Genomic DNA, 13,942 nt, shown 5'->3' with positions numbered 1-13,942 from the left:
TCCACGGCTCCCGGCGGACTGCCGAGGCCCGCACCGGCGAGCCTGGCCCGCTGGGGACACGGCCAACCCGGATCGATCTACGACTACATCCGGGTCGCCACCTTCGCGATCGGCCCGGACGGCCGGATCAGCCAGTGGAGCGACCGCGCCGCCGAGTTCTTCGGCCTGCCCGCCGGCGAGGCGGTCGGCGCCGACCCGATCACCACCTTCGTGCCCCGCGAGCTCTGGGCCCGCGGCCGGGCCAGGCTGGAGAGCATCCTCCGCGGCGAGGAATGGGTCGGCACCGCCCCCTACCGGGACGCCACCGGCGCCGAGAGCCTCGCCGAGCTGTACCTGATGCCCGACAGCGCGCTGCCCGCCACCGGCGCGACCTGCCTGGCCGTCGACCTCGGCCGGCTGCGCCGGATCGAGACCGACCTCGCGGCCTCCGAGGCCGTCTTCGGGCAGACCCCGACCGGATTCGTGCTCTTCGACGCCCGGCTGCGCCTGCAGCGCGTCAACGACGCCTTCGCCTCCGGCGTCGGCCTCGGGCCGGCCGACCTGGAGGGCCTCACCCCGTTCGACCTCTTCCCGCCCTCCGAGGCCGACCGCCTGGCCGCCGCCCTGCGCAAGGTGCTGGAGAGCGGCGAGCCCGTCTTCGACCTGCGCTTCCACGCCCCCGCGGTGGAGGGGAACCGCCTCTGGGCCATCTCGCTCTACCGCCTCGACGGCGGCGGCGGGCAGCCGATGGGCGTCGCCGGGCAGGTCTCCGACGTCACCAGCCGTCATGTCGCCGAGCGTGAGGCCGACGGCGTCCGGCGCAACCTCGCGCTGCTCAACGAGGCCAGCGCGCACATCGGCTCCACCCTCGACCTGGAGACCACCGCCAAGGAACTGCTGGACGTTGTCGTCCCGCCGTTCTGCGACCTGGCCACGGTCGACCTCTACACCGCCCTGCTGACCGGTGAGAACGCCCCCCGGGCGGGCCGGCCGGGCGAGCCGGTGCTCACCGACGGCTGCGGCGAGCTGCGCCGGGTCGCCGTCTCCAGCGTGGTCGGCGGCGCCTCCTCGGTGCTCGGCTCGGTCGCCGGGTTCCCGGTGGCCGAGGCCGGCGGCACGCTCTGTTACCCGCGCCGCTCCCCGCACGCCCGGGCCCTGCGCACCGGCCGCAGCGTCGCCCCCGAGCCGGGGCCCGACCCGCTGCTGCGCTCCACCCTGATCGTCCCGCTGGTCGCCCGGGACCAGGTCCTCGGCCTGGTCCAGCTGTCCCGCGCGATCGGCAGCGAGCCCTTCGACGCCCGGGACGTCGCGATCGCCGAGGAGCTGGTCGCCCGCGCCGCCGTCTGCATCGACAACGCCCGGCTGTACCGCCGCGAGCACGAGCGCGCGCTGATCCTGCAGCGCAGCCTGCTGCCCCCGGGCAACCCGGCCGCCAGCGGCCTGGAGATCGCCTGCCGCTACCTGCCCAGCAACAACAACACCGAGGTCGGCGGCGACTGGTTCGACATCATCCCGCTGCCCGGCAACCGCACCGCCCTGGTGATCGGCGACGTGATGGGCCGCGGCCTGCGGGCCGCCGTCGCGATGGGCCAGCTGCGCACCGCGGTACGGACCCTCGCGATGCTCGACCTGGACCCGGCCGAGGTGCTCACCGCCCTGGACGAGATCGCCCGCGGGCTCGGCGACGACTCCGCCCCGGCGGCCGGCACCACCCCGTACGGCCGGCTCACCTCGCCCGCCGACGAGGAGGCCCGCGAGGTCTACCTGGCCACCTGCGTGTACGCGGTCTTCGACGCCGTCACCAGGCGCTGCGTGTTCGCCAACGCCGGCCACCTGCCACCGGTCCTGCTCAGCCCCGGCGAGAGCGCCCGGATGCTCGACGTCCCGCCCGGCCTGCCGCTGGGCGTCGGCGGCGAGCCCTTCGAGGAGGTCGAGCTGACTCTCCCGGACGGCGCCCTGCTCGGCCTGTACACCGACGGCCTGGTCGAGTCCCGCAAGCACCAGCTGGACGAGGGCCTGCGCGCCTTCCGGCAGGCGCTGTCGGCCGGCGCCAAGAGCCTGGAGGACCTCTGCGACCACGTCCTCGGCGAGCTGAACCCGCACCACGGCGAGGACGACATCGCCCTGCTGATGGCAAAGGTGCACGCATTCCCCGAGGACGCCGTCGGCGACTGGCGCCTGCCGCCCGAGCCGACCTCGGTCGCCAAGGCCCGCGAGCGGGCCTGCAGCTGGCTGCTGGCCCGCGGCCTGGACGAACTCGTCGACACCACCGAGCTGCTGGTCAGCGAGCTGGTCACGAACGCCCTGCGGCACGGCCGGGGCGACATCCGGCTGCGGCTGCTGCGCGACCGGACGGTGGTCTGCGAGGTCTGGGACGACGGCTACGCGCAGCCCCGCCAGCGCCGCGCCCAGGAGACCGACGAGGGCGGCCGCGGCCTGCAGCTGGTCAGTCTGCTGGCCGAGCGCTGGGGCAGCCGCCGAACGCCCAAGGGCAAGATCGTCTGGTTCGAGCTGAGCCCCTGACCGGCGCGGCGGCCCTCCGGCCGCCCCTCGCCGGGTGCCCGGCTGTCCGCCACGCGGGTGCTTCGGCGCGGTCGTCCGCCGTGTCGGGCCCACGCCCGGTACGCCGTCGCGTTGAGTGGTGACCCACCCCGGTCCTCGGGTCACCCGACCAGCCGACGGAGCCGAGCATGCGCGCCCGCCAAGTCACCGCCGCAGCCGCCGCGCTGCTCCTCGCCGCCGTGCTGGCGGGCTGTTCGGACGACCCGGCGCCGGCCGCCGCGGCGGCCTCCGACGTCAGCGCCGCCGACCGGGCCCAGGTCCGCGAGGGGGGCACCCTGCGCTGGGCCGTCGACGCCGTCCCCGCGACGCTGAACGTGTACCAGCCCGCGGCCACCGCCGACTCCGAGCTGCTCGCCCGGGCCGTGCTGCCCTCGCTGTTCCGCTTCGACGAGCACGCCCGCCCCACCGCCGACCCGGACTACCTGCTCTCCGCCGAGTCCACCCCGGTCGGGCAGTCCCCGCAGGTCGTCACGTATCGGCTCAACCCGAAGGCGGTCTGGAGCGACGGCACCCCGATCTCGGTCGCCGACTTCACCGCCCAGCGCAGCGCCCTGGCCGGCGCCAACCCGGCCTACCAGGCGGCCCGCCCGGCCGGGTACGACACGATCGACTCGATCACCCAGGGCGCCGACGCCACCGAGGTGAAGGTCACCTTCAAGCAGCCGTACGGGCAGTGGCGGGCGCTGTTCGGCCCGCTCTACCCGGCCTCGGCCACCGGCTCCCCGGAGGCGTTCAACCAGCCGCTCGCCGGGGACTTCCACACCTCCGGCGGACCGTTCCTGCTCGCCGACTACGACCGGACGGCGGGCCGGGCGGCGCTGGTCCGCAACCCGAAGTGGTGGGGCGACGCGCCGAAGGCCGAGCGGATCGACTTCCTCGCCACCCCCGCGTCCGCCCGGCTGGACGCCCTCGACCAGGGCAAGCTCGACATCGCCACCCTCACCGACGCGGTCGACCGGGCCGGCGGCTCGGAGCCCGCGGTCACCCAGGCCGCGGCCACCACGCCGGCGGCGGCCGAGCCCGCCACCGCGCCGTCCTCGTCCGCGGCGTCGTCCTCGTCCGCGGCGTCGTCCGCCTCCGCGGCGTCGGCCGCCGCCGCGCCGCCCGACTCGGCCGGGGTCGCGCTGGCCGTGGCCTCCGCGCAGGCGCTCAAGCGGGCCGAGTCCCTGCCCGGCCTCTCCCTGCACCGGGCGGCCGCCCCCGCGCTCACCGAACTCACCCTCAACGCTTCCCGGGCGCCGCTGACCGACCCGGCCGTCCGCCGCGCGCTGGCCCGGGCCGTCGACCGCCGCAAGATCGCCGACGCCGCCCTCACCCCGCTCGGCCTGCCCGCCACCCCGCTCGGCAACCACCTGCTGGCAGTCGGCCAGGAGGGCTACCAGGACAACAGCGCGGCGGCCGGGGACGCCCCGGCGACCCGGCTGCTGGACGAGGCCGGCTGGAAGAACGCGGGCTCCGGCACCCGGTCCAAGGACGGCAAGGAGCTCAGCCTCACCCTGCTGCTGCCCGAAGGATCGGCCACCGCCCGCCGCACGGCCGAGGCGCTGACCGCCGACCTGGCCGGCTCCGGCATCGCGCTGCACTCCAGGGCCGTCCCCGTCGACACCTTCGTCAGCGGCCCGCTGGCCTCGGGCGACTTCGACCTCGCCCTGTTCTCCTGGCCCGCCACGGCCTCCCCGGCCACCGACGAGCGGGCCGTGTACGCCAAGCCGCAGCCCGGCCCGGACGGCGCCCCGCGGCTCGGCTCCAACTACGCCCGGACCGGCACCGCGGAGATCGACCTCCTCTTCGACCGGGCCGCCGCCGAACTCGACCCGGCCGCCGAGCGCTCGCTGCTCCAGCAGGCCGACGCCAGGATCTGGGAGCTGGGCCACTCCGTCCCGCTCTACCAGCGCCCCGACCTGGTCGCCGTCCGCAACGGCGTGGCCGGCGCGGGAGCGTACGGCTTCGCCCGGCCGCGCTACCAGGACCTCGGATTCCTGGCCACGACCTGACCGATCCGCACGACATGGTGAACCCGGACGGAAGTCGTGGCACTACGCTGTGTACCAGGGCCAGACGTCCGTCCATGGGCGCGACGATGACTCGCGAGAAAATGCCGGACCGGGCCGTTCCGCCGGGGGGCGGCTTCACCGCCGAAGACCTCGACCGGCTCCCCGACCTGCCTCCGCACACGGAGCTGATCGACGGGAGCCTGGTACTCGTGAGCCCTCAGCGTGACTTTCACAGCGTCGCTGTCGACCTGCTCATGGGGCGGGCTTGAGAGTGACTGCCCCAGGGTTCCTGCGGGTGCGCCGGGAGATGACGGTCACCCTCGGCCCGCGCCAGCGCCCCGAGCCCGACCTGATGGTGGTCAAGGCCTCCGCTGTCACCGGCCCCGAGCGGACGAGCTTCCGACCCGCCGACGTCCTGCTGGCCGTCGAGGTGGTCTCCCCGGACTCGGAGGAGCGCGACCGCGAGCGCAAGCCGGACCTGTACGCCGGCGCCGGGATCCCGCACTTCTGGCTGGTCGAGCGCGAGGGCGGCCGCCCCGTGGTGCACGTCTACGAACTGGACGCCCCGACCCGCGAGTACCTCGCCGTCGGCATCCACCGGGAGCGGCTGAAGCTCGCGCTGCCGTTCGCGATCGACATCGACCTGACCGCCATCGACCAGCTCTGACCGCCGTCCGAGGACGGCCTCCGGAGGGGCCCCGGGTGTGTCCGCGGGCCCCTCCGGCACGGTCACGACCGTGCCGGGTGACCGATCACACCCCCGCTCCGGAGCCGGGGGCAAGTGGCCGTTTCGGCCCAGCTGGGTGGTTCCCAGTACCATAGGAGAAAGCCGTGGCGTGTCTGCCCGGCGGGTGGACCGGTAGTAGCAGGCGGAACGGGCGGCGGCGATCAACAGGGATCGCAGGTCGGCGGTCACGCAGCCGGGCGCCGTAACCCACGACTCCGGGAGAATCCGCTCCGCATGCCCACGCGCAATGACATCCGCAACGTTGCCATCGTCGCCCACGTCGACCACGGCAAGACCACGCTGGTCGACGCCATGCTGAAGCAGGCCGGCGCCTTCGCCGCCCACCAGCACCTCGACGACCGAATGATGGACTCCAACGACCTGGAGCGCGAGAAGGGCATCACCATTCTCGCGAAGAACACCGCCGTCAAGTACCACCCGAAGGAGGGTGGCGCGCCGATCACGATCAACATCATCGACACCCCGGGCCACGCCGACTTCGGTGGCGAGGTCGAGCGCGGCCTGTCGATGGTCGACGCGGTCGTCCTCCTGGTCGACGCCTCGGAGGGTCCGCTGCCGCAGACCCGCTTCGTGCTCCGCAAGGCCCTGACCGCCAAGCTCCCGGTCATCCTCTGCATCAACAAGACCGACCGTCCGGACTCCCGGATCGACGAGGTCATCAACGAGACCTACGACCTCTTCCTGGACCTCGACGCCACCGAGGAGCAGATCGAGTTCCCGATCGTCTACGCCTGTGCGCGTGACGGCGTCGCCTCGATGACCAAGCCGGAGAACGGCACCGTGCCGGCCGACAGCGACTCGCTGGAGCCGTTCTTCTCCACCATCCTGGAGCACGTCCCGGCCCCGGTCTACGACGAGGACGCCCCGCTCCAGGCGCACGTCACCAACCTGGACGCCGACAACTTCCTCGGCCGCATCGCGCTCTGCCGCGTCGAGCAGGGCGAGCTGCGCAAGGGCCAGCAGGTCGCGTGGATCAAGCGGGACGGCTCGATCCAGCAGGTCAAGATCACCGAGCTGCTGATGACCGAGGCGCTCACCCGCAAGCCGGCCGAGGTGGCCGGCCCCGGCGACATCTGCGCCGTCGCGGGCATCCCGGACATCATGATCGGCGAGACCCTGGCCGACATCGAGAACCCGATCGCGCTGCCGCTGATCACGGTCGACGAGCCGGCCATCTCGATGGTCATCGGCACCAACACCTCGCCGCTGGTCGGCAAGGGCGGCAAGGGCCACAAGGTCACGGCCCGCATGGTGAAGGACCGCCTGGACCGTGAGCTGATCGGTAACGTCTCGCTCCGCGTGCTGCCGACCGAGCGTCCGGACGCCTGGGAGGTCCAGGGCCGTGGCGAGCTGGCGCTGGCCATCCTGGTCGAGACCATGCGCCGGGAGCTCTTCGAGCTGACCGTCGGCAAGCCGCAGGTCGTCACCAAGGTCATCAACGGCAAGACCCACGAGCCGGTCGAGCGGATGACCATCGACAGCCCCGAGGAGTACCTCGGCGCGATCACCCAGCTGATGGCGACCCGCAAGGGCCGCATGGAGACCATGACGAACCACGGCTCCGGCTGGGTCCGCATGGAGTTCATCGTCCCGTCGCGCGGCCTGATCGGCTTCCGCACCCAGTTCCTGACGGACACCCGCGGCACCGGCATCGCGCACTCCATCTTCGAGGGCCACGAGCCGTGGTTCGGCGAGCTCCGGATGCGCAACAACGGTTCGCTGGTCGCCGACCGCGCGGGCGTCGTGACGCCGTTCGCGATGATGGGCATCCAGGAGCGCGGCACGCTCTTCGTCGAGCCCACCACCGAGGTGTACGAGGGCATGATCGTCGGCGAGAACTCGCGCCAGGACGACATGGACATCAACATCACCAAGGAGAAGAAGCTCACCAACATGCGTGCGGCCTCCTCCGACACCACCGAGAACCTGGTGCCGCCGCGCAAGCTCTCGCTGGAGCAGTCGCTGGAGTTCTGCCGCGAGGACGAGTGCATCGAGGTGACCCCGGAGACCGTGCGTATCCGCAAGGTCGTCCTGGACCAGAAGGAGCGCGGCCGTACGGCCTCGCGCGCCAAGAAGAACTGACGCCCGCTCCGGCGTGCTGACGCTCGCCGCGGTGTCCTGACACCGCGACCGTAGCGCCGTCCGGCCGCCGTCCCGCCTCCCGAGAGGGAGGAGGGACGGCGGCCGTTTTTCGTGCCCGCAGGTGGCCCCGAGAGGCCCCGCCGGGGGCGTCCGTCGCCTTTCCGGGCACCTCGGGCAGCCCGGTCGGATCGTCCACGGACGGATCGGGCCGCCGATAGTGCCATGGCCGCGTCAATTCGTGCTTTGCGCCCCCCCGGGGCGCCGGCGAAGGGCGGCGTTAACCGCAGTCCCGACTGTTAAGTGAACGGTGTCTGTTAACGGAGCGCTGTCGACGCGCGTAGCGCCTCCGAGGCCCCTATCACGCCCGAATGTCCGCTGAGCGAACGTGACAATCCGTCATACATGACAACTGTCCGTTTAATACCTGTCTGGCTATGTCTCATATGTCCGATTTTCGAAACTTACCGACCGTTCATGTGACCTAATTGAGATCCGCATTCGTCGCTTTCGTCTCCCTGTGTGACGGATAGTGGGTGCAGTCAGGCTCGGGCAAGGGTTACGCGCAGGGGTGCGCGCCGAACCTCGAGCGAGGAAGCACCGCCGGTCAGGCGCTGTTGCCGGCCACTCCCCCCGGTGCTCTCCACGTTTGCAAACACGGATTTCAGGAGGCACACCGATGCGCGGTGCCAGCCAGGCCAAGTGGGTCGTCGCAGCTGTTGCTGTTGCCCTCGCCGCAACTGCTTGCGGCAGCGGTTCGTCCAGCGGTGGTAGCTCCGACAGCGCCGTCAACGCTCAGGGCGTCTTCAGCTACCAGAGCGCCGAGCCGCAGAACCCGCTCCAGCCGGCCAACGCCATGGAGAACCAGGGCGGCCGCATCGTGAAGCAGCTCTTCATGGGCCTCGTCGACTACGACCCGGCCTCGGGCGCTCTGCGCAACCAGGTGGCCGACAAGATCGAGACCACTGACGCCAAGAACTACACCGTCACCCTGAAGTCCGGCTGGACCTTCCACGACGGCACCCCGGTGACCGCGAAGTCCTTCGTCGACTCCTGGAACTGGTCGGCCAACACCAAGAACAACCAGATCAACTCCGACTGGTTCTCCGACATCGCCGGCTACGACGCGGTGCACCCGGAGAAGGGTGACCCGACCGCCGACGCGATGTCCGGCCTCAAGGTCGTCGACGACACCCACTTCACCATCGAGCTGACCGGCCCGGTCTCGTACTTCCAGTACAAGCTCGGCTACTCGGCCTTCTTCCCGCTGCCCACCGGCTTCTTCGCGGACCCGGCCGGCTACGGCCAGAAGCCGGTCGGCAACGGCCCCTACAAGTTCGTCTCGTGGGAGCACAACAAGGCGATCACCCTGGCCGCGAACGACAAGTACGCGGGCACGGACAAGCCGAAGAACGGCGGCATCGTCTTCAAGAACTACTCGTCCGGCGAGGCGGCCTACAAGGACCTCACCTCGGACACCCTGGACGTGCTGGACCAGGTCGACCCGACCGACCTGGCCTCCTACAAGACCGACCTCGGCAACCGCGCGGTCGACCAGGCCCAGGGCGCCATCCAGAACATCTCGTTCGCGCTGTACCAGGGTGACTGGGCCGGCGTCGACAAGGCCAAGGTCCGCCAGGGCCTGTCGATGGCGATCGACCGCGACACCATCACCAAGACCGTGCTGAACGGCTCGCGTCAGCCCGCCGACAGCTGGGTCGCCCCGGGCGTCATGGGCTACAAGGCCGGCGCCTGCGGCGACGCCTGCAAGTTCGACCCGACCAAGGCCAAGGAGCTCATCCAGGCCGGCGGCGGCGTGCCGAACAACAAGATCACCATCATCTACAACTCCGACGGTGGTCACAAGGAGTGGGTCGACGCGGTCTGCAACTCGATCCGCCAGTCGACCGGTGTCGAGTGCCTCGGTGACCCGAAGCCCGACTTCAAGACCTCGCGCGACATCATCCGCAAGAAGGCCGTGCCGAGCATGATGCGCACCGGCTGGGTCCAGGACTACCCCCTGAACGCCAACTTCCTGCGTGACGTCTACGGCACCGGCGCCTCCGCGAACGACGCCGGCTACTCCAGCCCGGAGTTCGACAAGCTCGCCGAGGCCGCCGACCAGGCCACCTCGGTCGAGAAGACCGCGGACCTCTACCAGCAGGCCGAGGCCGTCCTGGCCAAGGACATGCCGGCCATCCCGCTCTGGTACTACAAGACCAACTCCGGCTGGTCCAACAACGTCCAGAACGTGAAGTTCGACTCCTTCGGCAACCCGGTCTTCACCGGCGTCGAGGTCAAGCAGAAGTAGTTCAGCCCGGCACCGCACGGCTGAACAGGTAGCGGCCGGTGCCCGTCCCATCCCCACAAGGGCAGGACTGGCACCGGCCGTTGGCACGCCGACTCACCTCTGACCCGGGATGACGGCCCGTCAGAGAACAACATGGAGGAACGATGGGGCGCTTTGTCGCGAGGCGACTGCTCCAAATGATCCCGGTCTTCCTGGGCACGGTGACACTCATCTTCCTGATGGTGCACAAGCTCCCCGGAGACCCGGTCAGCGCGATGTGGGGCGACAAGGCGCCGGACCCGGTTCAGCTCGCCGCTCTCAAACACCGGTTGGGCCTCGACGAGCCCTGGTACATGCAGTACATCCACTACATGGGCGACCTCTTCACCGGCAACTTCGGTGAGACCATGTCGGGCCGCAAGGTCCTCGACGTGATCACCGAGGCCATGCCGGTGACCATCCGGCTCGCGCTGATGGCCTTCGCCATCGAGATCGTGCTCGGTGTGGCCATCGGTCTCTTCTCCGGCCTGCGCCGGGGCAAGGCCTTCGACAAGGGCACCCTGGTCGTGACCCTGCTGCTGATCTCGATCCCGGTGCCGGTGCTCGGCTTCGTCTTCCAGACGGTGTTCGCCACCAACCTGGGCTGGGTCACCCCGACGGTCCAGGACTCCATGAACCTGAGCCAGTTGCTGCTGCCCGCGTTCGTGCTCGGCTCGCTGTCGCTGGCCTACGTCGCGCGGCTGACCCGTACCTCGATCGTGGAGAACGTCCGGTCCGACTACATGCGTACGGCGATCGCCAAGGGTCTGCCCAAGCGCCGGGTGATCGGTACCCACCTGCTGCGCAACTCGCTGATCCCGGTCGTCACCTTCCTGGGCACCGACCTGGGCGCCCTGATGGGCGGCGCGATCGTCACCGAGGGCATCTTCAACGTCAAGGGCGTCGGCAACGCGCTCTACCACGCGATCAACCTCAAGGAGGGCGGCACGGTCTCCGGCTTCGTCGTCGTCCTGGTGCTCGTGTACCTGGCCGCCAGCCTGCTCGTCGACCTGCTCTACGCGGTCCTGGACCCGAGGATCCGTTATGCCTGACCTGATCCAGAAGACCGCCGACATCCCCGCGCAGCGCGCGGGCGGACCGGCGGAGCCCAAGCCCGAGAAGGCCCGCAGCCTCGGCTCGGACGCCTGGCAGGAACTGCGCCGCAAGCCGATCTTCGTGATCTCGGCCCTGCTGATCCTGCTGCTGATCGTGATCGCCATCGCGCCCGGCCTGTTCACCTCGGTGGACCCGCGCGCAGGCGACCTGCGCAACCACTTCCTGACCAAGCCGAACTACAGCCACCTCTTCCAGGCGGACTGGTTCGGCTACGACGGCCAGGGCCGGTCCATCTACGCCCGGGTGATCTACGGCGCCCGCGCCTCGGTCGTGGTCGGCATCTGCGTCACCGCCGGTGTGACCGTCATCGGCGGATTCACGGGCATGATGGCCGGCTACTTCGGCGGCTGGGTCGACACGATCCTGTCCCGCGTCACCGACATCTTCTTCGGCATCCCGCTGCTGCTCGGCGCCCTGGTGATCCTCAACGCCTTCACCTCGCGCACGATCTGGAGCGTCGTCTTCGCCCTGGTCGCCCTCGGCTGGACGCAGATGACCCGCGTGATGCGCGGCTCGGTCATCACGGTCAAGCAGGCCGACTACGTGACGGCCGCCAAGGCCCTGGGCGCGAGCACCTCGCGGATCCTGGTCAAGCACATCCTGCCGAACGCGATCGCCCCGGTGATCGTGGTCGCGACCATCGCGCTCGGCGGCTACATCGCCACCGAGGCGACGCTGAGCTTCCTCGGCATCGGTCTGCAGGACCCGACCATCTCCTGGGGCATCGACATCAACTCGGCCCAGAAGGTCATCCGCACCGCCCCGTTCGCGCTCTTCTTCCCCGCCGGCATGCTGAGCCTGACCGTTCTGGCCTTCATCATGCTCGGCGACGCGGTGCGCGACGCCCTCGACCCGAAGCTGCGCTGAGAGAGGCGGACGCATCATGACCACCGTCATAGACCCGAAGGTCGCCCCCGAGAGCGGGCGCCTCACCCCCGGCACCCCGCTGCTGGAGGTCAAGGACCTGCACGTCGAGTTCGTGACCCGGGACGGCATCGCCAAGGCCGTCAACGGCGTGAACTACTCCGTCGCGGCCGGCGAGACCCTCGCCGTCCTGGGCGAGTCGGGTTCCGGCAAGTCCGTCACGGCGCAGACCATCATGGGCATCCTGGACATGCCGCCCGGCAGGATCACCTCCGGTGAGATCCTCTTCCGCGGCCAGGACATGCTCAAGATGAGCAACGAGGAGCGCCGCAAGCTGCGTGGCCGGAAGATCGCGATGATCTTCCAGGACGCGCTGTCCTCGCTGAACCCGGTGCTGAGCGTCGGCTACCAGCTGGGTGAGATGTTCCGGGTGCACCAGGGCGCCTCCCGCAAGGAGGCGAAGGCGAAGGCCATCGACTTGATGGACCGCGTCCGGATCCCCGCCGCGAAGCAGCGGGTGGGGGACTACCCGCACCAGTTCTCCGGCGGTATGCGTCAGCGGATCATGATCGCGATGGCGCTGGCCCTGGAGCCGGACCTGATCATCGCGGACGAGCCCACCACGGCCCTGGACGTCACCGTCCAGGCCCAGGTGATGGACCTGCTGGCGGAGCTGCAGGCCGAGTTCAACATGGGTCTGATCCTGATCACCCATGACCTCGGCGTGGTCGCCGACGTCGCGGACAAGATCGCCGTCATGTACGCCGGCCGGATCGTGGAGACCGCCCCGGTGCACGAGCTGTACGCCAACCCGGCGCACCCGTACACCAAGGGCCTGCTGCGCTCGATCCCGCGCCTGGACCAGAAGGGCCAGGAGCTCTACGCGATCAAGGGCCTGCCCCCGAACCTGCTCAAGGTCCCGGCCGGCTGCGCGTTCAACCCGCGCTGCGACGTGGCCACCGACCTGTGCCGCACCGAGATCCCGGCGCTGCACCAGGTGATGGACAAGAACGACGCCGAGATCGCCGGTCGCAAGAGCGCCTGCCACCTCTGGAAGGAGACCCTCCATGGCTGAGCCCATCCTGGAGGTCAAGGACCTGGTCAAGCACTACCCGCTGTCCCAGGGCATCCTCTTCAAGAAGCAGGTCGGCGCGGTCAAGGCGGTCGACGGCATCAGCTTCGAGCTGATGCAGGGTGAGACGCTCGGCATCGTCGGCGAGTCGGGCTGCGGCAAGTCGACGCTCGCCAAGGTGCTGATGAACCTGGAGCAGGCCACTTCCGGCCAGGTCCTGTTCAAGGGCGAGGACATCTCCCGGCTCTCCGGCCAGGCCCTGAAGGCCGTCCGCCGCAACATCCAGATGGTCTTCCAGGACCCGTACACCTCGCTGAACCCCCGCATGACGGTGGGCGACATCATCGGGGAGCCGTACGAGATCCACCCGGAGGTGGCGCCGAAGGGCGACCGCCGCAAGGCCGTCCAGGACCTGCTGGACGTCGTGGGTCTGAACCCGGAGTACATCAACCGGTACCCGCACCAGTTCTCCGGCGGTCAGCGCCAGCGCATCGGCATCGCCCGCGGCCTGGCGCTCAAGCCCGAGGTGATCATCTGCGACGAGCCGGTCTCCGCGCTGGACGTCTCCGTCCAGGCCCAGGTGATCAACCTGCTGGAGCAGCTGCAGACCGAGTTCAACCTGTCGTACATGTTCATCGCGCACGACCTCTCCATCGTCCGGCACATCTCCGACCGGGTCGGCGTGATGTACCTCGGCAAGATGGTCGAGATCGGTACGGACGAGCAGATCTACGACCACGCCACGCACCCGTACACCCAGGCGCTGCTCTCCGCCGTGCCGGTGCCGGACCCGACCGGCCGGGAGAACCGCGAGCGGATCATCCTCTCCGGGGACATCCCCTCCCCGGCGAACCCGCCGTCCGGCTGCCGGTTCCGCACCCGCTGCTGGAAGGCCGAGGAGCGCTGCGCCACCGAGGTGCCGCTGCTGGCCGTGCCCGAGCTGCTGAAGGGCCCGGCGGCGCACGACTCCGCCTGCCACTTCGCCGAGGTCGTGGCGCCGGTCGCCGCCTGACCCGGCTCTTTCCCGAAGGACCCGCAGCCTCGTGCTGCGGGTCCTTCGGCCTTTCCGGGCCGGTTCGGCCGTCCGGCGCCCCGGGTGGCCCCCTGCCGGTGGCGCGGCGCACCCATCCGGCGGTATCCGGGTCGCGCCGCCGAAAGGGCGCGCTTCTCATGGGGTGTGATGCGACAAGACACCCTGA

At 70.4% G+C, this 13,942-nt stretch carries 8 protein-coding genes and 1 pseudogene; all 9 read left to right on the top strand.

Going from position 1 to position 13,942, the window contains the following annotated elements:
• The first annotated feature begins 18 nt into the window (after positions 1 to 18).
• Complete coding sequence (locus OG689_RS17145; protein WP_266327218.1) at positions 19 to 2,502, top strand: SpoIIE family protein phosphatase; 2,484 nt, start codon at positions 19 to 21, stop codon at positions 2,500 to 2,502.
• A 167-nt stretch (positions 2,503 to 2,669) separates the two neighbouring features.
• On the top strand, positions 2,670 to 4,535 hold the full coding sequence (locus OG689_RS17140) for an ABC transporter family substrate-binding protein (protein ID WP_266321361.1): 1,866 nt from the start codon (positions 2,670 to 2,672) through the stop codon (positions 4,533 to 4,535).
• Positions 4,536 to 4,621: 86 nt separating this feature from the next.
• A pseudogene (locus OG689_RS17135) lies at positions 4,622 to 5,202 on the top strand (Uma2 family endonuclease).
• 294 nt (positions 5,203 to 5,496) lie between these two features.
• Positions 5,497 to 7,365 (top strand): translational GTPase TypA, encoded by a 1,869-nt coding sequence (gene typA, locus OG689_RS17130; protein WP_266321360.1) that lies wholly within the window; start codon positions 5,497 to 5,499, stop codon positions 7,363 to 7,365.
• Positions 7,366 to 8,041: 676 nt separating this feature from the next.
• Positions 8,042 to 9,673: an ABC transporter substrate-binding protein gene (locus OG689_RS17125; protein ID WP_266321359.1), complete on the top strand. Its 1,632-nt coding sequence runs from the start codon at positions 8,042 to 8,044 to the stop codon at positions 9,671 to 9,673.
• A gap of 143 nt (positions 9,674 to 9,816) precedes the next feature.
• Positions 9,817 to 10,743 carry an ABC transporter permease gene (locus OG689_RS17120; protein WP_266321358.1) on the top strand — a complete coding sequence of 309 codons (927 nt, stop codon included), beginning with the start codon at positions 9,817 to 9,819 and terminating at the stop codon, positions 10,741 to 10,743.
• Complete coding sequence (locus tag OG689_RS17115; protein ID WP_266321356.1) at positions 10,736 to 11,674, top strand: ABC transporter permease; 939 nt, start codon at positions 10,736 to 10,738, stop codon at positions 11,672 to 11,674. Before OG689_RS17120 ends, OG689_RS17115 begins: the two co-directional genes overlap by 8 nt.
• 16 nt (positions 11,675 to 11,690) lie before the next feature.
• Positions 11,691 to 12,746 (top strand): ABC transporter ATP-binding protein, encoded by a 1,056-nt coding sequence (locus OG689_RS17110; protein WP_266321355.1) that lies wholly within the window; start codon positions 11,691 to 11,693, stop codon positions 12,744 to 12,746.
• Positions 12,739 to 13,755 carry a dipeptide ABC transporter ATP-binding protein gene (locus OG689_RS17105; RefSeq protein ID WP_266321354.1) on the top strand — a complete coding sequence of 339 codons (1,017 nt, stop codon included), beginning with the start codon at positions 12,739 to 12,741 and terminating at the stop codon, positions 13,753 to 13,755. The genes OG689_RS17110 and OG689_RS17105 overlap by 8 nt, the downstream gene beginning before the upstream one ends.
• The last annotated feature ends 187 nt before the right edge of the window (positions 13,756 to 13,942 follow it).

Source organism: Kitasatospora sp. NBC_00240 (assembly GCF_026342405.1).
Classification (GTDB): domain Bacteria; phylum Actinomycetota; class Actinomycetes; order Streptomycetales; family Streptomycetaceae; genus Kitasatospora.
This window is presented reverse-complemented; position numbering and strand designations above follow the sequence as displayed.

Excerpts from the sequence above, each read along its gene's own strand:
- OG689_RS17140 (WP_266321361.1), top strand. The coding sequence starts at position 2,670 with ATGCGCGCCCGCCAAGTCACCGCCGCAGCCGCCGCGCTGCTCCTCGCC.
- typA (WP_266321360.1), top strand. The coding sequence starts at position 5,497 with ATGCCCACGCGCAATGACATCCGCAACGTTGCCATCGTCGCCCACGTC.
- OG689_RS17125 (WP_266321359.1), top strand. The coding sequence starts at position 8,042 with ATGCGCGGTGCCAGCCAGGCCAAGTGGGTCGTCGCAGCTGTTGCTGTT.
- OG689_RS17120 (WP_266321358.1), top strand. The coding sequence starts at position 9,817 with ATGGGGCGCTTTGTCGCGAGGCGACTGCTCCAAATGATCCCGGTCTTC.
- OG689_RS17115 (WP_266321356.1), top strand. The coding sequence starts at position 10,736 with ATGCCTGACCTGATCCAGAAGACCGCCGACATCCCCGCGCAGCGCGCG.
- OG689_RS17110 (WP_266321355.1), top strand. The coding sequence starts at position 11,691 with ATGACCACCGTCATAGACCCGAAGGTCGCCCCCGAGAGCGGGCGCCTC.
- OG689_RS17105 (WP_266321354.1), top strand. The coding sequence starts at position 12,739 with ATGGCTGAGCCCATCCTGGAGGTCAAGGACCTGGTCAAGCACTACCCG.